Source organism: Nocardiopsis sp. NPDC007018, from assembly GCF_040635075.1.
GTDB lineage: Bacteria > Actinomycetota > Actinomycetes > Streptosporangiales > Streptosporangiaceae > Nocardiopsis.
Window position 1 is genome coordinate 52,066 of the sequence record NZ_JBEYHA010000027.1, and the last position, 23,324, is coordinate 75,389.

Genomic DNA, 23,324 nt, shown 5'->3' on the forward strand with positions numbered 1-23,324 from the left:
GCGCACCTCGTCAGGAGAAGTCCTCGACGTTCTCCTCCGTGACGACCTCCACGGGCACCATCACGGTCTCCTCCAGGGCCTCACCGTTCGCGGCGGCGATGGCGTTGCGCACCGCCACCCGCCCCAGCTCGGCGGGCTGCTGGGCGATCGACGCGTGCAGCACGCCGTCGGCCACCGCCTCCAACCCCTCGGGGGTGCCGTCGAAGCCGATCACCACGGTCTCCTCACCACGGGAGGACAGCGCGGCCGCCGCACCCAGGGCCATCTCGTCGTTCTCCGCGAAGACGCCGTCGAGGTGACCGTGGGCCTGCGACAGGTTGGTCATCACGTCGAGACCCTTGGAGCGGTCGAAGTCGGCGTTCTGCTTGGTCACCACCTCGATGTCCGGGAACTCCGCGATGCCCTCCTCGAAACCGGCCCCGCGCTCACGGCTGGCCGACGTCCCCGGGGTTCCCTGGAGAATCACGATCCGGCCCTCCTCACCCAGCGCCTCGGCCATCGCCCGCGCCGCCAGATGCCCGCCCTCGACGTTGTCGGAGGCCACCAGGGTCGCCACCTCGGCGTCGGTCACCCCGCGGTCGGCCGCGACCACCGGGATCTCGGCGTTGTTGGCACCCACCACCGGGGGACCGGCGGCGTCGGAGTCCACCGGGTTGATCACCATCGCGTCCACACCGGTGCTGATGAAGTTCTGGACCTGGTCGGCCTGCTGGGAGGCGTCGTCCTGGGCGTCGGTGACCACCAGGTTCACCCCGGCCTCGTCGGCCTCGGCCTGGGCACCGTCCCTCATCTGGATGAAGAACGGGTTGTTGAGCGTGGACACCGACATGCCCACGCGCGGCCCGTCCGAGGAGGAGTTCGGCAGCAGGAACGACAGCGCCCCCACCACGACGGCGGTGGCGGCCGCCGCGATGACGAGCTGGACTCCGCGCCGACCCCGGCTGACGGCGGCTCCCGGCCCGGTGTCACCACCGCCCGCACCCCCGGAACGGCGGCGCAGGGTGTCGAACAGGACGGCGAGGGCGATCACCACACCGATCACGACCTGCTGCCAGAACGCGGACACCGACAGCAGGTTGAGCCCGTTGCGCAGCACAGCGAGGATGAGCGCGCCGATCAGCGTGCCGAAGGCGGTACCCACACCACCGGCCAGGCTGGCCCCACCGATCACGACCGCCGCGATGGCGTCCAGCTCGTACCCCTGCGCGGCCTGCGGCTGCGCGGAGGCCAGCCGTGAGGCCAGGATGACACCCGCGACGGCCGCGAACAGGCCGGACAGTGCGTAGATGCCGAGCTTTTGACGCTGGACCCGGATACCCGACAGCCGCGCCGCCTCCTCATTGCCGCCGATCGCGTACATCGCGCGCCCGGTGAAGGTCCGGCGCAGGATGACGGCGGTGATCAGGCCCATCACGACCATGATCAGTACCGGAACCGGAAGCCATCCGCCGATCGAGCCGCCCAGGGCGGCCACGGAGTCCGGCAGCGCGATCGGGCTGCCCTCGGAGATCACCAGCGACAGCCCGCGCCCCACCGACAGCATGGCCAGCGTGGCGATGAACGGCGGGAGCTTGCCGTAGGCCACCAGCGCGCCGTTGACCAGACCGCAGGCCGCGCCGGTGGCGGCGGCCAGCGGCAGCGCCAGCCAGACCGGCACCCCCTCGACCGTGGCCAGGAACGCCAGCACCGTCGCCGACAGCGCCGCGACCGAACCCACGGACAGGTCGATCCCGCCCGCGATGATCACGAAGGTCACACCGAAGGCCAGGACCGCGATCACGGCCGCCTGCACACCCACGTTCAGCAGGTTCTGTGCGGTGAGGAAGTCGCCGGACAGCAGTGACATGACCACGACCAGGAGGGCCAGGGCGGTCAGCGCGCCGTTCTCCAGCAGGAAACGCCGCACGGCGGGCCAGGCGCCGCCGCTCTTCTCAGTGTCAGTGGCCATGGGGGCCCTCCACTCCGTTCTGTTCCGTGTCGGTTCGGGGGGCGGCGGCCAGCGCCAGGGACATCACGGCGTCCTGCGTGGCGTCCTCGGCGGCCAGTTCCCCGGTGATGCGGCCCTGGGCCATGACGAGCACGCGGTCACTCATCCCCAGCACCTCGGGCAGGTCGCTGGAGATCATCAGCACCGCGTGACCGGAGGCGGTCAGTTCGTTGACCAGGCGGTAGATCTCGACCTTGGCGCCCGCGTCCACACCGCGCGTGGGCTCGTCGAGGATGAGCACCCGGGAGTCGGCCAGCAGCCACTTGCCGATGACGACCTTCTGCTGGTTGCCGCCGGAGAGGGTGCGCACGTGCTGGTCGATGCCGGACATGCGCACCCCCAGCTCGCCGGCGATTCGGCGGGCGGAGGTCCGCTGCCCGGAACGGTCCACGAACCCGGCCCGGCTGGTGGGGCCGAGGGTGACCAGGCCCAGGTTCTCCTCCACGGAGGCGTCCAGGACCAGGCCCTGGCCCTTGCGGTCCTCGGGGACCAGGCCCAGCCCGGCCCGCATGGCCGCGCTGACGTCGCCGCCGGGCAGGGGCACGCCGACCACCTCGACCTCGCCCGCGTCGTAGGGGTCGGCGCCGAACACCGCACGCGCCACCTCGGTGCGGCCCGCGCCCACCAGCCCGGCGAGGCCGACGACCTCGCCCGCGTGTACGTCGAGGTCCACGTCCCGGAACCGGCCGTGGCGGGTCAGGCCGCGCACCCGCAGCAGCGGCTCACCGGGTTCGGGGCGCTCACGCGGGTACTGTTCGTCGATGCTGCGCCCCACCATCAGGCGGACCAGCTCGTCCTCGGGGGTGTCGGCGCCCACGTGCGCCACCGAGCGGCCGTCGCGCAGGACCGTCACCCGGTCGGCCAGAGCGGCGATCTCGTCCAGGTGGTGGGTGATGAAGACGATGCCCACACCCTCGTCGCGCAGCCGCCCGGCGATCTCGAACAGCCGCTCGATCTCGCCGGTCGTGAGCACGGCCGTGGGCTCGTCCATGATGAGCACCCGGGCGTCCAGGCTGAGCGCCTTGGCGATCTCCACCATCTGGAGCTGGGCGATGCCCAGCCCGCGCACCTTGGCGCGCGGGGAGACACGCACGCCCACGCGGTCCAGCAGGAGCGCGGCGTCGGCCTCCATCCGCCGGTGGTCGATCAGACCGAACCGGCGAGGCTGGCGGCCCAGGAAGATGTTCTCCGCGACCGTGACGTCGGGGACCAGGTTGAACTCCTGGTAGATGGTGGCGATGCCCAGCCGGGCGGCGTCCTGGGCGTCGCGGATGACGACCTCCTCGCCGTCCACGAGGACGCGCCCGCGGTCGGGGCGGTGCGCGCCGGAGAGCACCTTGATGAGGGTGCTCTTCCCCGCCCCGTTCTCGCCGAGGAGGGCGTGGACCTCGCCCCGGCGCAGGTCGAAGCCGACGTCGTCGAGGGCCACCACCCCCGGGAAGGCCTTGCGTACGCCCTCGATGCGCAGCAGTTCGTGCGGGCTACTCACGTGCGGCTCCTCCTGACTGGGTTGGTGCGACGGGCTCGCCGCAGGAGCGGCGGACGACCAGGTGGGCGGGCAGGACCGTCGACGTCGCGGGTTCGCCCTCGATGAGCGCGGCCAGGGCCCGCACCGCCACCCGCCCGAGTTCGGCGGTGGGCTGGGCGATCGTGGTGATCGGCGGGTCGGTGTGGGAGAACCACGGGATGTCGTCGAAGGCGGCGAGCCCGATGTCGTCGGGCACGCGCAGGCCCCGCGCGGAGATCGCGTCGAGGGCGCCCAGCGCCATGAGGTTGTCGGTGGCGAAGACGACGTCGGGGGGTTCGGGCAGGTCGAGGAAGCGCTCGGTGGCCAGGCGGCCGCTCTCGGCCTGGAAGTCGCCGCGCCCCACGTACTCCTCCGGGAGGGGGAGCCCGTGGCGGGCCAGGGCCGAGCGGAAGGCGTCGAGCCGTTCGCGGCCGGTGGTCGTGGCGGCGGGGCCGGTGATCACGGCGATCCGTCGGCGGTCCAGGGCGTGCAGGTGGTCGACCAGGTCGCGGACGGCGTCACGGCCGTCCGCGCGCACCACGGGGGCGTCGGCCCCGGCGATCCACCGGTCCACGAAGACCACGGGGGTGGGCCCGGCGGCGGCGTCGAGGGTGCTGGGGGAGTGGCCGTCGGCGGGGGAGACCAGGAGCCCGTCGATCCGGCGTTCGAGCAGGTTGCGGACGTGGTGGTCCTCCAGGTCGGCGCGCTCGTCGGCGTTGCCGATGATCACGCTGAAGCCCAGTGCGCGGGCCTCCTCCTCCACGGCTCTGGCGAGCTCGGTGAAGTAGGGGTTGAGGACGTCGCTGATGACGAGGCCGATGGTGCCGGTGCGGTCGGTGCGCAGGGAGCGCGCCACCGCGTTGGGCCGGTAGCCGAGGGCGTCGACGGCCGCGAGCACCCTGGCGCGGGCGGCCTCGCTGACGGAGGCGTGGCCGTTGAGGGCGCGGGAGACCGTGGCCACGGACAGGCCGGAGGCGGCGGCGACGTCCTTGATGCCTACCACTCCGGGCCACCCGTGGACGCGGGTTCCGGGGTGCGGTCCGGGGCGCGGTATCGCGCGGGTTCCGGGGTGTGGTCAGCCCGGTGAGAGCCTCGAGGGACCCCCTCGGCGAACCGCGTGGAAACGTTTACATGTGCGATCACGAAGCCATGATGCGTCATCGGCACAGGAATTCACAAGTCGGGGGCGGGCGGGCCTGCGGACGGCACCGTTCGGGACCGCCCACGGGCGGGGTGGAGTGCGCCCACGGGTGCCGACCTCACGTGAGCGACGCCTCGACGCGTACCCGGGTGCCGCGCCTTCCGCGCGGTGGGCAGGCGGCGGACCGGCCCGCCCGGGCGCGGATGTCGGGGAAGCCGCTGGTGACGTGGATGCCGTAGGTGGTCGAGGTGCCCGGCGCTGGACGGCAGGGGTGACGGGGCGCCTCGGGCCCCTGGGATTCCGGGGTTCCTGAGGCTCCTGGGTCCGTGCGGGGTCGGTCCCGGGCCTCCCGGCGCCCCGCTCATGCGACGGATGTGCCGGGTGAGGGTCCGGCACGCCCGCGGGGCATTCGGCGTCCCGTGTGGAGCCGGTCCCGTGATTCCCGGGCATCCCGGCCCCCGACTCATGTGGCGGGTGTGCCGAGTGAGGGCCCGGTGCGCCCGTGCTAGCGGTCCGCGTCCTCGCCGGGGGAGGCCAGGATGTGCTCGGCCATGAGGCGTTCGGCCTCCTCGGCGTCGCCCTGCGCGAAGGCCCTGAGCATCTCTCCGTGCGCGTCCAGGTACAAGCGGACCCTGGCTGGGTCCTTCCAACGAGAGACGGTCTCCAGGATGGGGTTGTTGCGCCGGAGCGAGCGGACGTGTCCGCCCAGCAGGGCGGGGCCGCCGATGTCGGCGACCATCTGGTGGAACAGGTGGCTGTCCCGGGCCAGCTCCTGGGAGTCGGCGGAGTCCCGGGCGGCGGCGACCATGCGGTCGTGGACGGCCGTGAGCTCGGCGAGCTGCCCCTCGGTGATCCGCTGGGCGGCGAGCCGGGCGCTCAGCCCCTCCACCGAGGCGCGCAGGAGCCGGAGCTCCTCGGCCGCCTCCACCCCGAGGGCGGAGACGGTGGCGCCGTGGTGGGCGCGGTAGGTGACCAGGCCGTCGCTCTCCAGGCGGCGCAGCGCCTCGCGGACGGGCGTGATGGAGACCCCGAGGCGGGTGGCCACCTCGTCCTGGTTGACCGAGGAGCCGGGGGGATGGACCCCGTTGACGATCTCGTGCCGGAGCGTCTCGTGTACGTACTCGGCCTTGCTTGTGGGCGGACGTCCAGTACGCGGGAACCCCGCTGTCTCCCCGCTACCAGAGGCGGACAAGAGCGGACCTCCCCGTCGACACGATGTTCATGGAACCCAGCTTAGGGGTTCGGGACCCGGTACCCCGTCGGCGTTCGGGCGGTGGCGGGGCCGTGGCGAGAGCGCGGCGGTGGCGCCGGATGGCTGGGGACCCCCTTGCGCCTGGTTATATATCTTATAAGTTGTTTGCTATGAGATCACTGAGCAACCTGAAGGTCGTCGACGCGGCCACGCTCTTCGCCGGTCCGATGGCCGCCACCTACCTCGGCGACTTCGGCGCCGACGTCGTCAAGGTCGAGCACCCCCGTCGCGGCGACCCGGCCCGGGGGCACGGGCCCACCAAGGACGGGGTCGGGCTCTGGTGGAAGATGCTGGCCCGCAACAAGCGCACGACCACGCTCGACCTGTCCCGGCCCGAGGGCCAGGAAGTGGCGCTCCGACTGCTGGACGAGGCCGACGTCCTCATCGAGAACTTCCGCCCCGGCACCCTCGAACGCTGGAACCTCGCCCCCGAGACGCTCCTCGAACGCAACCCCCGGCTCATCGTCGCCCGCGTCACCGGGTTCGGGCAGAAGGGGCCGATGGCCCACCGCCCCGGCTTCGGGACCCTCGCCGAGGCCATGAGCGGCTTCGCCGCCATGACCGGTCAGCCCGACGGGCCGCCCACGCTCCCGCCCCTGGCCCTGGCCGACGGGATCGCCGCGCTGGCGGTGGCCTACGCCGTCATGGTCGCCGTGCACCACCGGGAGGAGACCGGCCGGGGCCAGGTGATCGACCTGGCCATCATCGAGCCGATCCTCACGGTCCTGGGCCCCCAGCTCACCGCCTACCACGCGACCGGGGCGATCCCGGAGCGGACGGGTAACCGGTCCACCAGCAACGCCCCCCGCAACACCTACCGGACCCGGGACGGCCGCTGGCTGGCGATCTCGACCAGTGCCCAGTCCATCGCCGAACGCGTGATGCGCCTGGTGGGGCGTGAGGACCTCGTGGACGAGCCCTGGTTCGCGTCCGGCCGAACCCGTTACGAGCACGCCGACGAACTCGACGAGGCCGTGGGTTCCTGGATCGCCGCGCGCGACGCGGACGAGGTGATCGCGGAGTTCGACCGGGCGCAGGCGGCCATCGCGCCCATCTACGACGCGTCCGACATCGCCGACGACCCGCAGTACCGGGCCTTGGAGACGATCGTGCACGTCCCCGACGACGAACTGGGGAGCGTGGCGATCCAGAACGTGCCCTTCCGGATGTCCGAGAGCCCCGGTGAGATCCGTTGGGTGGGTCCGCCCAAGGGCCGTCACACCGACGAGGTCCTGGCGGAGCTCGGTTACTCCGAGCAGGCCCGGACCGGGCTGCGCGAAGCGGGGGTCATCTGATGAGCGGCACCCAGGCGCCACTGGTCACGTGGCTCTACGTACCCGGTGACCGTCCCGAGCGCTTCGCCAGGGCGGTCGCCTCAGGGGCCGACGCCGTCATCCTCGACCTGGAGGACGCGGTCCTGCCCCCGGCCAAGGAAGCGGCCCGACGCAACGTGCGGGACTTCCTCGACGCCCGCCGCGCGGGGTCGGCCGACGACGGGGTGCGGGTGCACGTGCGGATCAACGCCCCGCACAGCGAGTGGGCCGCGCTCGACGCCGCCGCCGTGGCGGCCGGGGGCGCGGACGGGGTGCGGGTGCCCAAGATCGAGTCCGTGCGGGACGTCGACCTCGTCGTGGACGCCGTCGGCGAGGGCGTGCCCGTGGACTGTCTGTTGGAGTCGGCGCGGGGCGTGGAGAACGCCTCGGAGATCGCGGCTCACCCGGCCGTGCGCTCGTTGGCCCTGGGGGAGGCGGACCTGACCGCCGAACTGGGTCTGCGGGGCGACGAGGCCTTCGCGTGGCTGCGGACCCGCATCGTCGTCGCCTCGGCCGCCGCCGGGCTGGCGGCGCCGGGGATGGCCGCCTACATCGACGTCCGTGACACCGAGGGCCTGTACCGCTCCTGCCTGCGCGGGCGTGACAGCGGGCTCTTCGGCCGTTCGGCGATCCACCCCCGCCAGGTCCCGGTGATCCGCAGGGCCTTCACCCCCTCCGAGGAGGAGGTGTCCCGTGCCCGCCAGATCGCCGAGGCGGCCGAGGGCGCGTCCGCGGAGTCGGTGCGCGGGGGCGGCGCGATCGCTCTGGCCGACGGCCGCTTCGTCGACGCGCCGGTCGTGGCCGCGGCCCTGCGCACGTTGGCCCTGGCCGAGAGCATCGCCGAGCGCGGGTCGGACTGAGGCCCCTTCCCTTCCCGGGGGCGGGAGTCCGGCCGCCCGCCCCCTCCGGGGGCCGGATGCCCTGTGTGCCGGGCGATCCGGGAGAGCGGCGGACCGTAGCGGGGCGTTGGCCGCGTGTGCCTTGGGCGTGCCCGCGTCCGTGCGCGCCCCGTGACGGTCGCTTTGCAGGTCAGAAGATTCTCGGTGCACGGTTGACGTTCGACGTAACCTGGGACACACTTCACACAGCGCACTTACACTTCACTAGTTGAAACTTTGTTTCGACCAGATGAAAACACGCGACCTGTGGGAGAGGACCGCCTCCCCACCCCGCCGACCGTTCGCACTCCTCCGAACGGTCCGCCACCGCCCGGCGTCCTCCGCGACGCCGTTCCCCGATCACCGAGCCCGGGAGCCTCCCATGCCCTCAGCCCTCTTGGCCCTGGCCGCCTTCATCGCGGTCATCATCGTCTGGAGCGCCGTCTTCAAGAGGAACATGGGCGAGGCCATGTTCCTCGGCTTCGTCGTCACCTGTCTGTTCGCGGGCGGGGACTTCTTCGGAGCGATGGTCTCCGGCCTCGTGAACACCACCTCCAACGAGGTCATCTACGCCGCGCTGGCCTTCGTGTTCATGGCGTACATGATCGAGCGCACCGGCCTCATCAACAAGATCCTCGACATCCTCAACGCGGCCCTGGGACGCCTGCGCGGCGGCCCCGCCTACGTCGACGTCGTCGCCTCCGGCGTGATGGGGGCGCTCTCGGGGTCCAACTCGGGCAACGTCGCCTCCACCGGTTCGGTCACCGGACCCTGGATGGTGCGCAACGGCTTCACCCGGGCGCGCGCGGCCACGATCCTCGCGGGCAACGGGGGTATGGGAGCCGCCCTGCCGCCCAGCTCGTCCATGGTGATCATGCTCGGCTTCGCGGGTGCGGCCGTCTCGACCGGAGACATCTACCTCGCGCTGCTGGTCACCGGCCTGTACCAGGTCCTGCACCGGCTCGTGATGGCCTTCGTGTTCGTCCGGGTGGACGGCGTGCGGGTGGCCGAGGACGAGGCCCGGCTCCCGTTCGCACGGGTGTGGCGTACCGGATGGCCCGCCACCCTCATCTACCTCGGCGCGCTCATCCCGATCGCGGTCACCACCGGCCCGCTCTCGGACTACCTGGGCTCGCCGGACCGCCTCGGGGACGCGCTCGGCGACATCTCGCTCATCACGTGGATTCCGATCCTGATCATCCTCATCGCCGCCATCGTCGGCCGCCGCGAGCTGCCCGGCAGCGCACGCCAGTGGTACGACTTCGTGCTCGCCGCGATGCCGCGCCTGGGCACCATCGGCGCGCTGTTGATCTTCGCGATGGCCGCCAGCGGCGTGCTCGCGGACCTCGGCCTGGCCGAGGACGTCGAGCAGGTCCTGGGCTACTTCAACGCCGGGCCCTTCCTCATGGTGGCGCTGACCGTCTTCCTGGTCGCGGTCGTCTCGATCCCCCTGACCTCGACCGCCGCGCTGACCGCCGTGGGCCAGGTGTCCTTCCTCAGCCTCGTCGCCGTGGGCGTGGACCCGGTGATCGCGCTGGTGGTGCCGCTGGTGGCCGCCTCCACCGAGGGGTCCTCCCCGCCCTCCGCGCCGATCTTCATCGCGTCGGGGATCGTGCAGGTCAAGGCGGAGAAGACCTTCGTGCCGCTGATCCTGTTCTACCTCGTGCCCATCATCCTCCTGGCCTGTCTCGTGGGCTGGGGAGTCCTGCCGATCTTCGTCGTCTGATCCATCGCGTCCCGGGCGGGCGGTACGGCCGCCCGCCCGAACAGAAAGGGGCACCTGATGTCCGAACGCAAACAGTCGGCGCGCCAGCTCGCGCTGAGCATCCTCCGGGTCCTCTTCGTCGCGACGTTCGCCGGGTTCTTCCTCGTCGCGATCCTCATGGTGCTGGGGCAGCTGGTCGGCACCGTCCTGTCGCAGCCCGCGCTGGTCAGCGCGGCCTCGGAGTACCTGCTGGTTCCCGCGGTGACCCTCGCCTCCACCTTCGGTGTCATCGCCTTCCTCGCCTCCTACCTCCACGGTGACGACCAGGAGGAGACTCCGGCGGCCTGACCTCACAATCCTCCACCTCGCGGAGGCGGGGCGCGGCTCGGTTCGGGTCGGGCGCCCCGCCTTCGTTGGTTGCGGATGGTGGCGTAGTGGTGACAAGAAGCCATGCATATTTCATGCATTGACAATGAACTTCACTAGATGAAATGTTGGTGGTGTCGCCAAGGGAACTCGGCGACTCGCGCCCTCGAAAGGAACCCCATGACGGGACAGACCACACCCCTGCCCGATGACCTGCACCGCCGTCTGGGCACGCTGCCCGCGGCCAACGTCGGTGACGTGCTCGACCGCCTGTACGTGGCCGAGGCCGCCATCTCGACCGTCTGGAAGGGCGCGAAGGTGGTGGGACCGGCCTTCACGGTGATGACCGCAGGGGGCGACAACAAGCTCATCCACGAGGCCATCGACACCGCGGCGCCCGGTGACGTCCTCGTCATCGACGGCCAGGCGGTCACGCACCGCGCCCTGCTCGGCGACCTCATGGGCCGACGGGCCAAGGCCCGCGGCCTCGCCGGGTTCGTCGTGGACGGCGCCGTCCGCGACGCCGACGACCTCGGCGCCATCGGCTTCCCGACCTGGGCCCGCGCCGTCACCCCGGCGGGCCCCTACCGCAATGGCCCCGGCCTGCTCCAGGTCCCCGTCTCCGTCGGCCGCGTCGTGGTCAACCCCGGCGACGTGATCGTGGGCGACGACGACGGCGTCACCGTCATCCCCAGGCACCGGCTGGAGGAGATCGTCACCGCCGCCGAGGCCAAGCGCGCCAGCGAGGAGGAGGCACGGGCGAGGATCGCCTCCCTGTAGCATTTGCGGGACATTCAGCTCCCTACCCTGAGGGGTTCCGCAGTGGCCGCAGAGTCGTCGGGCCAGCCCACGGTACGCAGTGTGGAGCGTGCCCTTGACGTCCTGGAGGCCCTGGAACGCAGCGACACCCCGCTGCGCCTGGTGGACCTGTGCCGCCTGGTGGACCTGCACCCGGCCACCGTGCTCAGGTCGCTCGCCGTCCTCCAGCGCAGGGGCCTCGTGGTCACGGAGAACCAGACCTACCGCCTGGGCGTGGCCGTGCTGCGCATGGCCCACGGGTTCCTGGTCAACGACCAGCTCACCCAACAGGCCCGTCCCGTCATGCAGAGCCTCACCTCGGTCACCGGGCTCACCTCGTCCCTGTACGTGCGCAGCGGCTTCGAGCGCGTGCTCGCGGTGCGGGTCGACGGCAGCCCCCAGCTCCACTACCAGGTTCCGATCGGCCGCTGGTTCCCGCTCTACGTGGGGTCCGGCAAGGTCATCGCGGCCCACCTGCCCAAGGACGAGCGGGACGCCGTGGCGGCGATGTCGGAGGGGTGCGTCAACGCCGCCGGAGAACCGCTCGACCCCGAACGCGTACGCCGCGAACTCGAGGACATCGACAGGGACGGCCACAGCCTGACCATCGGTGAGCGCGACGTCGCCGTCGCCGCCGCGGCCGTCGCCGTCACCGGCCCCACCGGCGAGGTACTCGCCGCCCTCTCCGTGTCCGGACCCTCCGAACACACCTCCAAGGACCGCCTACGACAGGCCGTCCCCGAACTCCGAAGAGCAGCCTCCGCCCTCAGCGGACGGCACGCCCGCCCGTGATCCGGCCCAGCGCCTGACCCGTACCGGGAACGCCGCCCGCCGGACCACGGCGGAGCGGCGACCGGACGGGGCGGGCGCACCCGCGCGCCGCACCGGACCGTCGTCGGCTCCCACACGACGAAAGGTCACCATGCGCATCACGGTCATCGGCCTCGGTGAGGCCGGGAACATCTACGCCAGCGCGCTCACCGCCAAGGGCCACGAGGTCACCGGCTTCGACCCCGGCCCCACGGACACCCCCGACGGTGTCCACCGCGCGGACTCCGCCCACGCGGCCGTGGCCGGTGCGGACCTGGTACTGGTCCTCACCTCCGCCTCCGTCGCACCGGCCGTCGCGGACGGCGTGCTCGGAGCGCTCCGCCCGGACACCGTCTACGCCGACCTCACCTCCGCCGCCCCCGACACCATGCGGGCGATCGGCACGAGGGTCGGCTCCACCGGGGCCCGGTTCGCCGACGTCGCCATCCTCGGCCCGATGACCATCGGGGGAGCCGCCACCGACCTCATCGCCAGCGGCCCGGGCGCCGCCGACGTCGCGCGGGTGTGCGCACCCCTCGGCGCCCGCGTGGAGGTCCTGGAGGGGGAACCGGGAGAGGCCACGGCGCGCAAGCTCCTGCGCAGCTCCCTGATGAAGCCCCTCGCCTCCGTGGTGTGCGAGGCCGTGATGGCGGGCCGGGCGGCCGGGGCGGAGGAATGGGTGCGCGAACAGGTGGCCGCGCAGCTCACGGGCGGAACGGAGCTGGTCGACCGCTTTCTCAGCGGCACCGTCAAGCACGCGTCGCGCCGCAGTGAGGAGGTGCGGGCCACCGCGGACTACCTCGACTCCCTCGGTGTCCCGAACGAGATGACGACCGCCTCGGAACAGACCCTGCGCCGACTCGCCGCCAACGGCCGACAGGGCTGACCGGCGCCGCGCCCCCGGCCGCGCCGCGCGTGCGCCGTGCGCGCGCAGGCCCGGTCGGGGGTCGCTCCGGAGTCGGTCGGGGTCGGTCGGCGGCGGCTCGGTGCGCCTGGGCGGGGCTCACGCGGGGGAGGTCCCCACGCGTACCCGGTCGCACCGCTGGTCCGAGAGGAACAGCGCCAGCCGCCGCCCCTGCTCCGCGACCTCCTCGCGGTCGGTCCGGGACAGGGAGCGCAGCGGGTCGACCACCACGGCGCCGTCCTCCACCCGCCAGGTCGCGCCGACCCGGCCGTCCACCAGGACCACGCGCTCGCCCGCCACCGACAGCCCCCGGTGCTCGTCGTCGATGATCCGGTTCCGGAAGTGGTACCCGAGCACCGCGTTGTCGAAGGCGGGCAGGAACCGCACCGGAACCGCGGTGCCGGGGTCCGGGCGGGGCGCGTCCGGCAGGTCGAGCAGCTCCCTGCCACGCTCGTCCCGGAAGGAGACCAGCTCGCCCCGGACCGCGGCCACCGCCGCCGGAAGCCCGGCCAGCCCGCACCAGGAACGCAGGTCGGTGGTGGTGGCCGGACCGTACGCGGCGAGATAGCGCCGGACCAGGGCCTCACCGACGGGGTCGGAGCCCTCGGGGGCGAGGGGATCGGGCTCCCGGCCCAGCCACGAGGAGACCAGGACGTTGCGCACCCCGCCGCCGGTGCGCCACAGCCCGCGAGGCGGGGACTGCACCACCGGCAGCAGGGCCGAGACCAGCATCTCGCCGAGCGGACGCCGCCCCGGCTCCGGCCAGCGGTCGGAGAGTGCCGCGACCAGCTCGGTCATGGACCGGGGCCGCCCGTCGGACATCACCGCGCGGCCCGCCTCGGCGAGTGCGTCGAGGTCGACCCCGCGCAGGTCGGCCCGGTAGACGCCCATGACCTTCTGCCGCAGCATGGCATCGAACCGGGACCTCCAGGCGAGGGCGTCCTCGGCGGTGACCAGGTGGACGGTGCGCCGCATCAGGTGGACCCGCACGACGCGCCGTGCGCTGAGCAGGTCGGAGAGCTGTGCGGCATCGAACGAGGCCATGCGGGACCAGAGCCCGACGAACGGCTCCTGGGGCTCCTGGGCCTGGAGCCCGCCCAGGTGGGAGACGGTCTCCCACACCGACCGGGTGGTCGGTTCGAGAAGGGCCTGCCGGGCCAGCGCGGCGCGGTTCAGCGCGCGGTCGTCCAGCACGGGCGCGGTCCTCGTGGCCATGGTCGGTTCCCCCGTTCGTCGTGGTGCGGGGACACCCTCGCAGGAGTGGCGGTCGGTTCCTGTCCTCCACTGTCGGAGCGGACCACACGATGGAGCGCGGGAACGGTCGAGGAGGGCGAGGGTCGGGAGTCGTGAGGGACGGATGGGCCGGGCACGGGCCGATCACCGTCCTCGCGGGGCCCCGGCGCGGCCGTAGCGTTCCAGCAGCGCGCGCGACCGCCCCACCACCCCCTCCGGCGGGACCTCCACCGTCGGTGCCCCCTCGGCCAGGAACCGCTCCGCGATCCCGGTCAACTCGCGGTTCAGTTCCGCCGTGGCCCCGTGCCGGTCCACGACGGCACGCGACAGGCCCCGCCCCCACGCCTCCCACCGGGGCCGGTGGTAGCCGCCGACCAGGCCCGCCCACAGCCGGGCCGCGTAGTCGTCCAGTACGGTGTCCCCGGGCGTGGTCCACACGGTGAGGACGCGGCGGGCGTTGTCCCGCAGCACGCGCAGGTCGGTGTCGTCGGCCGCCCACGACTCCGCCCGGGCCTCCCAGGTCGCGTACCGGTACTCGGGGCGGGTCGCCAGCAGCGCGTCGAGGTCGTCGAACACGCGCAGGAACCGCTCCACGTCCTCGGCCGAGACCGCGCCGCGCGCGGCCGCGGCCTCCACCAGCTCCGCGTACCGGTGGTCGGCCACCCGTGCCAGCACCGCCATGGCCACGTCGGCCAGGTCCCCGCCGAGCGGCCCCTCCGCCAGCGCGGGCTCCCGTTCGGCGGCGCCCACCAGCGCTTCCCAGGCTCCAACGAGGTCGGTCCACGGGTACCAGACCAGCCCGTCGACCTCCGCGCGCACCCTCTCCGGCCGGGCCAAGTCCGTGTAACCGGGCCGGGCGGTCAGCACCCCGTTGAACTGTTCCGGGAAGATCCGCACCCCCGACGCCCCGTAGACGGTGGTGTTCAGTGCGCGCCAGCCCGCCAGCAGCGCGGGGTCGGCCTCCGGCCCGTAGCGCCCGCGCACGAACCCGGGCAGCCAGTCCCGGGACACGTCACCGGTGCGCGTCCACGCCTGGTCCGCCACCAGCTCGAAGAAGGCCGGGTTGTTCCGGGTGGCCTCCATGGACAGTCCGAGACCCACGGGGCGGTTCCCGGCGGCCTTGGCGGCGTTGATCCCGTCCACCGCGCCCTGGAGGTCGCCGATCGGGTCGGTGCGGCCGCCGAAGTTGAGCAGCGCGCACCACACCCACTCCTTGGTGCCGAACGCCCCCAGCCGGGACCACTGGGGGTCCTCCTCCGCCCACAGGTCGAGCACGAGCAGGCGCTCGTCGGGGATCGCGTCCAGGAAGGCGTGCACGCGCGAGTCCGACCAGAAGTCCCGCTGGTAGGAGAAGGGCCAGGCCTGGAGTACCCACACCGCGTCCGGGTCGGCCTCGGTCAGGCCCGCCAGGGTGGCCCGCGCCACCCGCCCCGGGAAGGCGGGGTCGGCGTCCACCGGCACCATCTCGATGAACGGGTCGAGCGCGTACAGGTGGTCGGTGCCCAGCAGCCGGGCCTGGCTGCGTGCGATCTCCTCGGCGACCCGCGCGTACCGGGGGTCGGCGGGGTCCAGGACGTGGGTCGTGAACCCCTGCCAGGTGCGGGTCCGGGTCCGCCCGGGGGCGAGTTCGTCGGGTACGTGCCCGGTGAAGCCGGGCAGGGCCGGGGTCATGCCGAAGGACCGCTGGCGTTCGAGCACCCGTCGGGCGAGCCGCAGGTGGCCGTCGACCCAGGAGGAGGGCATCGGACCGGGGAAGCCGTCGAGGTTGCCCATGTACTGCCAGGGGAGGTAGCCGGGCCCGCCGAGGAAGCGCAGCACCGTGGACTCGTCCAGCCCCAGCGCGGCGTAGGCGTCCAGGAGGACGGCCTCGTGGCCGAGCAGGGTGAGGGGCAGGGTGACGCCGTGCAGCGCCATCCAGTCGATCTCGCGTTCCCAGTCGTCCCAGTCCCAGTACGCGGCCGTGTAGCCCTGGGTGCAGAAGTTCAGGTAGTAGAGCTGGTCGGTCTCGGCGGTGCGCCGGGTCGGCGGGGCGTCCGGGAACTCCGTGACGGGCAGCGGCCGGGGCGTGTCCCAGCCGACCGCGGTTCCGCAGACCTCCCGGAGGTAGGTGTGCAGACCCACGGACGCGGCGAGCGCGTCGGTGGCGGCGATGGTGAGCGCGCCCTCCCGGGCACTGAACTCGAACGCCCTTTCCCGCGCGTCGAGCTCCCGAAAGTGGACTTCCGTGTGAACGGGTCCGAGAATCCTGGTGACCAATCCGAGTGCCACGGTTTCCCAAAAGGGAGAATTTGTTGCTATAGCGGACATTTAGGTTATCCAAGTTGCGTCGTGAGAATTCAGTTACGTACAGTACATAACCGATCTGAGGCCGGACAAGCCTTGGGTTACCGGGCCCTCGACGTCCCGACGCTGCGGCGGGCGAAACGCAAGGACATCGCCCGGCCAGCGTGATCCCCCATCGGTGTTCCCTGTTCTCGCGCGCCGTCCCAGGGACCGGAGTCCGCTCTCCCCAGGAGTGTCGGCACCCCCCACCACAAAGGATCAACGGAGAAACAGGATGCCCCCCAAGGAAAAGGCCACACGCGCCGCGGCGTTCTCGGCGGCGGCCGCCTCGGCCGCGCTCACGCTCACCGCCTGCGCCGCCCTGACCACCGGCTCCGCCCAGGACAACACCCCCGGTGAGATCTCCACCGACATCGGCGACGCCGAGGCCACCCTCACGCTCGCGTTCGCCGACGACCCGCCCACCCACGAGCTGGTCCAGGGCTTCACGTCCAGGTACCCCAACGTCACGGTCGAGCTCCAGCAGACCCAGTTCACCGACTACGTCAAGACCATCAGCCTGTCGATGACCTCGGACGACGCCCCCGACATCGCGCAGTACAACCCCGGCGCGATGCGCTCCCTCATCCCCGGCGGCCACATCCTCGACCTCGACCCCTACGCCGAGGCCTACGGCTGGGACGAGTCCTTCCCGGCCGCCAGCCTGGAACCCCTCCGGTCCGACGACGAGGCCTCCGAGTTCGCCACCGGCAGCCTCTACGCCGCACCCGGAGCCCTCTCCGTCCTGGGCGTCTTCTACAACACCGCGCTCCTGGAGGAGGCCGGCGTCCCCGAACCGCCCGCCACCCTGGAGGACTTCGAGACCGCCCTCGACCTCGCCGACCAGGCCGACATCGCACCCCTCAGCGTCGGCGGCCTCGAGGTTGGCGGATTCCAGATCTGGAACGCCCTGCTCAACGTGCTCGGCGACCACGGCGAGTACAAGGACTGGGTGTACGGAGCGGCCGGGTCCACCATCGAGACCGACGCCGCCGCCGAGGCCACCGAGACCTTCCACCGCTGGGTGGAGGCCGGGTACGTCCCCGAGAGCGCCAACGCCACCTCCGACAACGACGCCCGCGCCGCGTTCGTCGACGGCGACGGCATGTTCCTCGTGACCGGCAACTGGGCCGCCTTCGAACTGGAGGCCGAGATGGGCGACGACGTCGGCTTCATGCTCATGCCCGGCACCACCGTGGACCAGACGCCGGTCGCCTCCGGGGCCAGCGTCGCCTACGCGGTGTCCTCGCACACCGACCACCCGGACGTGGCCGCGGCCTTCCTCGACTACCTGAGCGGCGTCGAGGCGGCCGAGATCCAGCTGTCCACCGGCTTCATGCCCGTCGACACCCAGGCGCCCACCGAGAGCCGCGGACTGCTCGGCGAGGTCAACTCCGGGTTCGGCACCGTCGCCGACAACGAGGGGATCGTCCCCTTCCCGGACTACGCCACGCCCGGCATGATCGACCAGCTCACCCCCGGCGTCCAGGGGCTGATCTCCGGAAGCGCCACCCCCGAGGAGTTCCTCGCCTCCCTACAGGCCGAATGGGAAAGCCACCATGAGTAGCGGAGGACCCGCGCACCGGCACACCGCGCCCGCCCCCGCGCCGCCCCCCGGCGCCGGGGGCGGGCGCCCGCGCCGCCGACACCGGACCCGGTCCGGGCTCAAGGGCTGGCTCTACCTGCTGCCCGCCCTGGCCGTCTACGGCGGCTTCGCGATCTACCCCGCGCTGAGCACGCTCTCCTTCTCCTTCCTGGAGTGGGACGGCGTCCAGGCCCCGGCCTGGGCGGGGCTGGCCAACTACACGCGGGTCGTCACCGACCCTCTGCTCGCCGGGGCGATCCGCAACGGGCTCGTGCTCATCGTCTTCTTCTCGTTCCTGCCGATCGCGATCGGGCTGCTGATGACCGGGCTGCTCACCGCGCGGGGCGGGCGGGGCACCACCTTCTACCGGACGGTCTACTTCCTGCCCCAGGTGCTGCCCCTGGTGGCGGTCGGCACCACCTGGCGCTGGCTCTACAGCGGCGGCGGCGCCGTCAACGAGTTCCTGGCGGCCGTGGGCCTGGGCTGGCTGGCCCGCTCCTGGCTCGCCGACTACCACCTCGCGCTCGTCGCGCTGGGGTTGATCGGTACCTGGTGCATGAGCGGCCTGTGCATGGTGCTGTTCATGAGCGGGGCCCAGAAGATCGACCCGGCGCTGCACGAGGCCGCCGCCCTCGACGGAGCCAGACGCCTGCGCCGGTTCCTGCACGTCACCCTGCCCGGGCTGCGCAAGGAGGTGGGCATCGCGGGCGTGATCACCACGATCGCCGCGCTGGCCAGCTTCGACCTCGTGTACGTCACCACCAACGGGGGCCCCGCCGGGCAGACCAACGTGCCCGCCCTGCTCGTCTACCGGCTCGCCTTCAACGAGGGCGACGTCGGTGCGGCCAGCGCGCTCGCCGTGGTCCTGACCCTGCTGGTCGTCGCCTTGGTCAGCGTCATCCGACTGCTCGCGAGGGAGAAGTGATGCGTCAAGACGTCCCCGTCTCGGTCCTGCGGCACGGCGTGCTGGCGCTGATCGCCGTGCTGGTGCTCTTTCCCTTCGTCGGGATCGTCCTGGCCGCCCTCCACCCCACCGGCTCCCAGGTCGGCGGGCTGGGCGTGCCCGACCAATGGTCGTGGCAGAACTTCCGGCTGGCCTGGGAGGCGGGCCGCTTCGACCAGCTCACCAGGTCCGGTCTGGTCATCGCCGCGTTCGTGGTTCCGCTGACGGTCTGCTTCGCGACCCTGGCCGGGTACGCGCTCGCGGTCCTGGGCGCGTGGGGCGGGCGCGTGCTCTCGCTCGGCTTCGTCCTGGGGCTCACCCTGCCGGTGGAACTCCTGGTCATCGCCCTCTACCTCAACCTCCGGGAGGTGGGCCTGACCAACACCCACACGGGGGTGGTCCTCGCCGAGGTCGCCCTGTTCCTGCCCTTCGGCGTGTACTGGATGCAGTCGCACTTCGCCGGGGTGCCCAAGGAGCTGGTGGAGGCCGCCAGGGTGGACGGCGCCCGCGACAGCGCGGTGCTCGCCCGGGTGCTGATGCCGATCTCCTGGCCCGCCGTCACGACCCTGTCGGTGTTGGTGTTCATGTGGTCGTGGAACCAGTTCCTGCTCATCCTCGTGATGGTGCAGACCCCGGCGCTGCGCACCGCGCCCACCGGACTGGGCCTGTTCGTCGGTCAGTACGGGACCGACGTCCCGCTGCTCGCGGCGGCCAGCCTGATCGTGATCGCCCCCATCGTGGTCGTCTACCTGCTCTTCCAGCGCAGCTTCGTCAACGGCATCACGCGCGGTGCCGTGAAGGGGTGAGACGGGCGGCCGCCGGGACGTCCGGTCCCGGCGGCCGCTCGGCTAGGGCGTGTCCTCCTCGGGCCGCCTTCGCGGACCGGCGGGGCCGGAATCGCGCTCGGAGGCCCGCACCGCCAGGGCCACCGCGCCCATGACGGTCAACAGGACGGCCAGCCCGCCCCACACCAGGGGCTGGGTGACCAGCAGGTCACCGGACGGCTCGCCCCGGGTGCGGCCGCCGTCCCGACCGGTCACGGTGACCAGGAGCAGCACCACCACACCGGCGGCCGCGAGCATGCGCCCGCAGAGCCGGACCAGACCGCCGGTCACCCGGCCCCGGACCAGGTCGGCCCGGGTCAGCCGCTCGTCGGCGCGCAGCGGCGTCAGCAGCCGGGCCAGGAACAGCAGGGCCACCGGCAGCTGGAGCGCCCACACGACCGTGCGGAACGCGCCGTCGAACCACACGTTCGTGCCGTACAACAGGGTGTGCCACACGCTCAGGACGTAGACCACGATGACGAACCGGTGCAGGACCCGCCACAGCCGCGACCCGGTCCAGGCCCGTACGTAGAACGACAGGCTCAGCGGGATCGCCAGGTAGAGGGCGATGAGTCCCAGCAGGATGGCCACCTGACCGGTCCCCGACGAGTACCCGCCTGGGACGAACACGTCCACGAACGCCGAGAACAGGAGCGGGAGGGCGCCGAGGCCGTCGGCGTTCTCCCGGAGCAGTTCGAGGAAGAACGCGAGGGCGTGGCCGAACATCAGCCCGATGGTGGTGATGCTGGTGACCCGGTGCCAGCGCTCCAGCCGCGAGAGGGGCACCGGCAGGGAGGCCGGGGGACGGGTGGCGCGCACCAGGCCGAGCATGACGGTGATCCACGCCCACAGCAGCGCCGACCAGCCGAAGGCCTGGCACGCCCAGTACAGCCAGTACCGCCGGGCGTCGGCGAGGAACGGCATCACCTCCAGGGTCTGTGAGGTGCCTCCCTCGATCCGTACGTACAGGACGACGAAGATGACGGCGGTCGCGACCAGGGCCGCGGAGGAGTCGAAGAGCAGGTGGCGCAGGTCGGAGCGGAGCGTGCGGCGGTCGAGTCGGGGCCTCCTCGCGGGGCCGGGTGAACGGTCGGGGGCGGGGGTGGGTCGCATGTGGGGGTCTCCCAGAGGGGGTGGGAACAGGACGGCCGCGGCGTGCGAGGAAGAATCCCCACGGCGGTCACAGTGAACCCCGGGCGGGGGCGCGGAGTCCAGGAGCCGTTCCGCCCTCCTGCCCCCACCCTCGGGGCGGTCCCCGGGGAACGCGACGGCCGCCGGTCGGAACCGGAGGCCGTCGTCGGGAACGGACGCCGTCAGCCCTCGACGGCGACCTCGTCCCGCGGGTGCCCGGTCGACACGGGCGCGGGCCGGGGATCGGGCCCGGGCTCCGAACGCAGGTCGCGCAGGAAGCTGACCACCACGCCCACGATGACCACGAGGAACGGCGCGGAGGCCACGATCACGGTCTGCTGGAGGGCGTTGAGCCCTCCCGAGAGCAGCAGGATGATCGCCAGCGCGCCGGTCACCGCGCCCCACAGCAGCAGGATCGGCGTCCGGGGCCTGATGGACCCGTGGGTGGTGAGCATGCCCAGCACGTAGGTGTTGGCGTCGGCTCCGGAGACGAAGAACAGCACCGCGAGGATCACCACCAGAGTGGCCGTCAGCACGGGCAGCGGGAACTCCGCCAGGGTGACGAAGAAGGCGCTGTTCAGGTCGGCCGCCGTGGCGCCCGCGATGTCGGTGCCGTGGTTCAGGTCCAGGTCGATCGCGGCGCCGCCGAACACCGAGAACCAGGCGAAGAACGCCAGGCTCGGCATCCCCAGGACCACCAGGACGAACTGGCGGATCGTGCGCCCGCGCGAGATGCGCGCCAGGAACACACCGACGAAGGCGCCCCAGGACACCCACCAGGCCATCATGAAGTAGGTCCAGCTCTGGAGCCAGACGGTGTCACCGAAGGCCGGGCCGCGCAGGCTCATCTGGAGGAAGTCCCCGCCGTACTGGCCCAGGGACTCCAGGAACAGCGACACCAGGAACGCGGTCGGGCCGAGGAACAGCACGAACACGAAGAGCACCGAGGCCACCGACAGGTTGATCTCGCTGGTGTAGCGGATGCCGCGCTTGACCCCCGAGGCCGCCGAGAGGCTGAACAGCACCGTGACCACGACCACGATGAGGACCTGGGTGGTGGACCCGGTGGGCGTGCCCAGGACGCGGTTCAGGCCGTTGTCGATCTGGAGCGCGCCCAGACCGAGCGACGTGGTGGTGCCGAACAGCGTCGCGAACACCGTGAACACGTCGATCGCCTTGCCCGCGGGGCCGTCGGCGTGCCGGCCCAGCAGGGGCCGGAACAGGGCGCTGACCAGCCCGGGGCGCTGCTTGCGGTACATCGAGTATCCGAGGGCCAGGCCGAACACCGCGAAGATCGCCCAGGCGTGCAGCCCCCAGTCGTAGAAGGAGTACTGGAGGGCTAGGACGGCGGCCCCGGGCGTACCCGGCTCGGCCAGGTCGTGCGGCGGGGTCGCGAAGTGCGAGATCGGCTCGGCGATGCCGTAGGAGACCAGGCCGATGCCCATCACCGCGCACAGGATCATCGCGATCCAGGTGTGGGTGGCGAACTCGGGGCGGTCGTCGTCGGCGCCCAGCCGGATACGCCCGTAACGGCTGCACGCCAGCCACACCAGGAGCCCCAGCAGGAGCAGCGGCAGCAGGATGTACACCCAGCCGAAGCTGGAGGTGACCGCGTTCAGGGCGGAGTTCATGGTGGCCATCTGGTGGTTCGGGGCGGCCACGCCCCACACCACGAACAGGGCCGACAACGCGAGGGAGGCCCAGAAGACCACCCCGACGGTTCTTCGTCCGGCCGGAGCGTCATTCATGGGTCGACTCCTCACGTGCCGCTCGGCATGAGGTCTCACACGGCCCTGGGCCGTGGAGTCCGACCCTTCCGGAGTCGGGGGTGGTGCGCACGGAGGTAACCGCCTGTTCGTCGGTGGAGTTCGGGAGCCGGGACGCCGTCCAGCGAGCGCGCACGACGAAGGGCGCCCGCGGTGCCGGACGGCACGGCGGGGCGATCGGTGTCGAGGAGAGCGTGACGGGCCCCAGGGTCAGAGGAGAGCGACGCGGAAGACGCGCCGCGACGCGGGTGCCGGTGGCCGCCACGACTGGCAGGGCCCGGCCGGGTGTTCGGCGGGCTCGACAGCACGGCCACGCACTGGCTTCACGGGCCTCGCCCGACGCCGGGCCGGGGAAGCGACCGAGCGCCGACCGCGCTGCGGCACTCGCGCACCGACGGGGTCGGGGGAGCGGCCGGTCCCCGGGGGGACCATGAGCGGATGAGGCCTTCGGATGAGCGTACTCGCATGTGGGAGCGGGGGAACCCGCACGGGATGTGGTCGGTGGCACGGCGCGCGCAGCGGGTTCGGGTGCCGAGGGCCCGGTTCGGGGCCGCGCGGCCCGCTCCCTGGGGCGATGCGTCGGCTCGGGGCGTCGCGGCGAGCGCGGGGAGGAGGTGGGCCGAGCGTGGGCGATCTCATGGCCGGGCCCGTCGGCCGGGAGGGCCACCGGGGTGGTCGGCGGGGTCCCGCTCCTTCGCCGGGGAGGTTCGCGGGGTCGGTGTGGACCCGCACCGGTGGGCGGGGCCGCTGGTCTGGTCGGCGTGGACCCGAACCACCTGGCCGAGGGCGGCCGGGCCGCGGGGCGCGGGCGGGGGGTGTTGCCACCCGCGCGGGAGCGGGGCGGGCGGGCCGGGCCGGC

General features: G+C 72.4%; 18 protein-coding genes. 10 read left to right on the top strand and 8 right to left on the bottom strand.

All coding sequences use genetic code 11. The annotated features are described in order from the left end of the window. Positions 1-10: 10 nt before the first annotated feature. From ABZ635_RS16615 to ABZ635_RS16630, 4 genes are all read right to left on the bottom strand, one after another. Entirely contained in the window at positions 11-1,948 is a 1,938-nt protein-coding gene (locus tag ABZ635_RS16615; RefSeq protein ID WP_357765412.1) for a substrate-binding domain-containing protein, read from the bottom strand. Beyond that, positions 1,938-3,476, bottom strand: coding sequence for a sugar ABC transporter ATP-binding protein (locus tag ABZ635_RS16620; protein WP_357765414.1), 1,539 nt, complete (start codon positions 3,474-3,476; stop codon positions 1,938-1,940). The genes ABZ635_RS16615 and ABZ635_RS16620 overlap by 11 nt, the downstream gene beginning before the upstream one ends. Next, complete coding sequence (locus ABZ635_RS16625) at positions 3,469-4,497, bottom strand: LacI family DNA-binding transcriptional regulator (protein ID WP_357765417.1); 1,029 nt, start codon at positions 4,495-4,497, stop codon at positions 3,469-3,471. Before ABZ635_RS16625 ends, ABZ635_RS16620 begins: the two co-directional genes overlap by 8 nt. A 643-nt stretch (positions 4,498-5,140) precedes the next feature. Next, a complete protein-coding gene (locus ABZ635_RS16630) occupies positions 5,141-5,827 on the bottom strand; it encodes a GntR family transcriptional regulator (protein WP_357765420.1) in 687 nt (228 codons plus the stop codon). A gap of 170 nt (positions 5,828-5,997) precedes the next feature. Here ABZ635_RS16630 and ABZ635_RS16635 point away from each other — a divergent pair, with 170 nt between their 5' ends. The 7 genes from ABZ635_RS16635 to ABZ635_RS16665 all read left to right on the top strand — a co-directional run bounded on the left by ABZ635_RS16635 (position 5,998) and on the right by ABZ635_RS16665 (position 12,643). Beyond that, positions 5,998-7,182 (top strand): CoA transferase, encoded by a 1,185-nt coding sequence (locus ABZ635_RS16635; RefSeq protein WP_357765423.1) that lies wholly within the window; start codon positions 5,998-6,000, stop codon positions 7,180-7,182. Continuing rightward, positions 7,182-8,060: a CoA ester lyase gene (locus ABZ635_RS16640; protein ID WP_357765425.1), complete on the top strand. Its 879-nt coding sequence runs from the start codon at positions 7,182-7,184 to the stop codon at positions 8,058-8,060. Before ABZ635_RS16635 ends, ABZ635_RS16640 begins: the two co-directional genes overlap by 1 nt. Before the next feature lie 400 nt (positions 8,061-8,460). Further along, positions 8,461-9,804 (top strand): TRAP transporter large permease subunit, encoded by a 1,344-nt coding sequence (locus tag ABZ635_RS16645; RefSeq protein WP_357765427.1) that lies wholly within the window; start codon positions 8,461-8,463, stop codon positions 9,802-9,804. 57 nt (positions 9,805-9,861) lie between these two features. Next, positions 9,862-10,131, top strand: coding sequence for a hypothetical protein (locus ABZ635_RS16650; protein WP_357765430.1), 270 nt, complete (start codon positions 9,862-9,864; stop codon positions 10,129-10,131). A 198-nt stretch (positions 10,132-10,329) separates the two neighbouring features. Beyond that, positions 10,330-10,929, top strand: a complete 600-nt coding sequence (locus ABZ635_RS16655; RefSeq protein WP_357765433.1) for a methyltransferase — start codon at positions 10,330-10,332, stop codon at positions 10,927-10,929. A gap of 42 nt (positions 10,930-10,971) precedes the next feature. Beyond that, positions 10,972-11,739 (top strand): IclR family transcriptional regulator, encoded by a 768-nt coding sequence (locus tag ABZ635_RS16660; protein WP_357765436.1) that lies wholly within the window; start codon positions 10,972-10,974, stop codon positions 11,737-11,739. Between the two features lie 130 nt (positions 11,740-11,869). Next, a complete protein-coding gene (locus ABZ635_RS16665; RefSeq protein ID WP_357765439.1) occupies positions 11,870-12,643 on the top strand; it encodes a DUF1932 domain-containing protein in 774 nt (257 codons plus the stop codon). Between the two features lie 117 nt (positions 12,644-12,760). On the opposite strand, the gene ABZ635_RS16670 is transcribed toward ABZ635_RS16665, so the two are convergent. Then, positions 12,761-13,876, bottom strand: a complete 1,116-nt coding sequence (locus ABZ635_RS16670; RefSeq protein ID WP_357765442.1) for a winged helix DNA-binding domain-containing protein — start codon at positions 13,874-13,876, stop codon at positions 12,761-12,763. Positions 13,877-14,038: 162 nt separating this feature from the next. Continuing rightward, positions 14,039-16,162 (bottom strand): alpha-N-acetylglucosaminidase TIM-barrel domain-containing protein, encoded by a 2,124-nt coding sequence (locus tag ABZ635_RS16675; protein ID WP_357765445.1) that lies wholly within the window; start codon positions 16,160-16,162, stop codon positions 14,039-14,041. Between the two features lie 289 nt (positions 16,163-16,451). On the opposite strand from ABZ635_RS16675, the gene ABZ635_RS16680 reads away from it, so the two are divergent. From ABZ635_RS16680 to ABZ635_RS16690, 3 genes are read left to right on the top strand one after another with little or no spacing between them, the layout of a single operon-like run. Next, entirely contained in the window at positions 16,452-17,783 is a 1,332-nt protein-coding gene (locus ABZ635_RS16680; protein WP_357765447.1) for an extracellular solute-binding protein, read from the top strand. Beyond that, positions 17,776-18,726 (top strand): sugar ABC transporter permease, encoded by a 951-nt coding sequence (locus ABZ635_RS16685; protein WP_357765450.1) that lies wholly within the window; start codon positions 17,776-17,778, stop codon positions 18,724-18,726. The genes ABZ635_RS16680 and ABZ635_RS16685 overlap by 8 nt, the downstream gene beginning before the upstream one ends. Next, a complete protein-coding gene (locus ABZ635_RS16690; RefSeq protein ID WP_357765453.1) occupies positions 18,726-19,550 on the top strand; it encodes a carbohydrate ABC transporter permease in 825 nt (274 codons plus the stop codon). The genes ABZ635_RS16685 and ABZ635_RS16690 overlap by 1 nt, the downstream gene beginning before the upstream one ends. 42 nt (positions 19,551-19,592) lie before the next feature. Here ABZ635_RS16690 and ABZ635_RS16695 read toward each other — a convergent pair whose 3' ends face one another. After that, positions 19,593-20,681, bottom strand: coding sequence for a ferric reductase-like transmembrane domain-containing protein (locus tag ABZ635_RS16695; protein WP_357765456.1), 1,089 nt, complete (start codon positions 20,679-20,681; stop codon positions 19,593-19,595). A 200-nt stretch (positions 20,682-20,881) separates the two neighbouring features. Beyond that, positions 20,882-22,447: a BCCT family transporter gene (locus ABZ635_RS16700; RefSeq protein WP_357765459.1), complete on the bottom strand. Its 1,566-nt coding sequence runs from the start codon at positions 22,445-22,447 to the stop codon at positions 20,882-20,884. Positions 22,448-23,324 lie beyond the last annotated feature (877 nt).

Bases quoted from the DNA above. Each gene is read 5' to 3' on its own strand.
- ABZ635_RS16615 (WP_357765412.1), bottom strand. From the start codon at position 1,948: ATGGCCACTGACACTGAGAAGAGCGGCGGCGCCTGGCCCGCCGTGCGG.
- ABZ635_RS16635 (WP_357765423.1), top strand. From the start codon at position 5,998: ATGAGATCACTGAGCAACCTGAAGGTCGTCGACGCGGCCACGCTCTTC.
- ABZ635_RS16640 (WP_357765425.1), top strand. From the start codon at position 7,182: ATGAGCGGCACCCAGGCGCCACTGGTCACGTGGCTCTACGTACCCGGT.
- ABZ635_RS16645 (WP_357765427.1), top strand. From the start codon at position 8,461: ATGCCCTCAGCCCTCTTGGCCCTGGCCGCCTTCATCGCGGTCATCATC.
- ABZ635_RS16650 (WP_357765430.1), top strand. From the start codon at position 9,862: ATGTCCGAACGCAAACAGTCGGCGCGCCAGCTCGCGCTGAGCATCCTC.
- ABZ635_RS16655 (WP_357765433.1), top strand. From the start codon at position 10,330: ATGACGGGACAGACCACACCCCTGCCCGATGACCTGCACCGCCGTCTG.
- ABZ635_RS16665 (WP_357765439.1), top strand. From the start codon at position 11,870: ATGCGCATCACGGTCATCGGCCTCGGTGAGGCCGGGAACATCTACGCC.
- ABZ635_RS16670 (WP_357765442.1), bottom strand. From the start codon at position 13,876: ATGGCCACGAGGACCGCGCCCGTGCTGGACGACCGCGCGCTGAACCGC.
- ABZ635_RS16680 (WP_357765447.1), top strand. From the start codon at position 16,452: ATGCCCCCCAAGGAAAAGGCCACACGCGCCGCGGCGTTCTCGGCGGCG.
- ABZ635_RS16685 (WP_357765450.1), top strand. From the start codon at position 17,776: ATGAGTAGCGGAGGACCCGCGCACCGGCACACCGCGCCCGCCCCCGCG.
- ABZ635_RS16690 (WP_357765453.1), top strand. From the start codon at position 18,726: ATGCGTCAAGACGTCCCCGTCTCGGTCCTGCGGCACGGCGTGCTGGCG.
- ABZ635_RS16695 (WP_357765456.1), bottom strand. From the start codon at position 20,681: ATGCGACCCACCCCCGCCCCCGACCGTTCACCCGGCCCCGCGAGGAGG.
- ABZ635_RS16700 (WP_357765459.1), bottom strand. From the start codon at position 22,447: ATGAATGACGCTCCGGCCGGACGAAGAACCGTCGGGGTGGTCTTCTGG.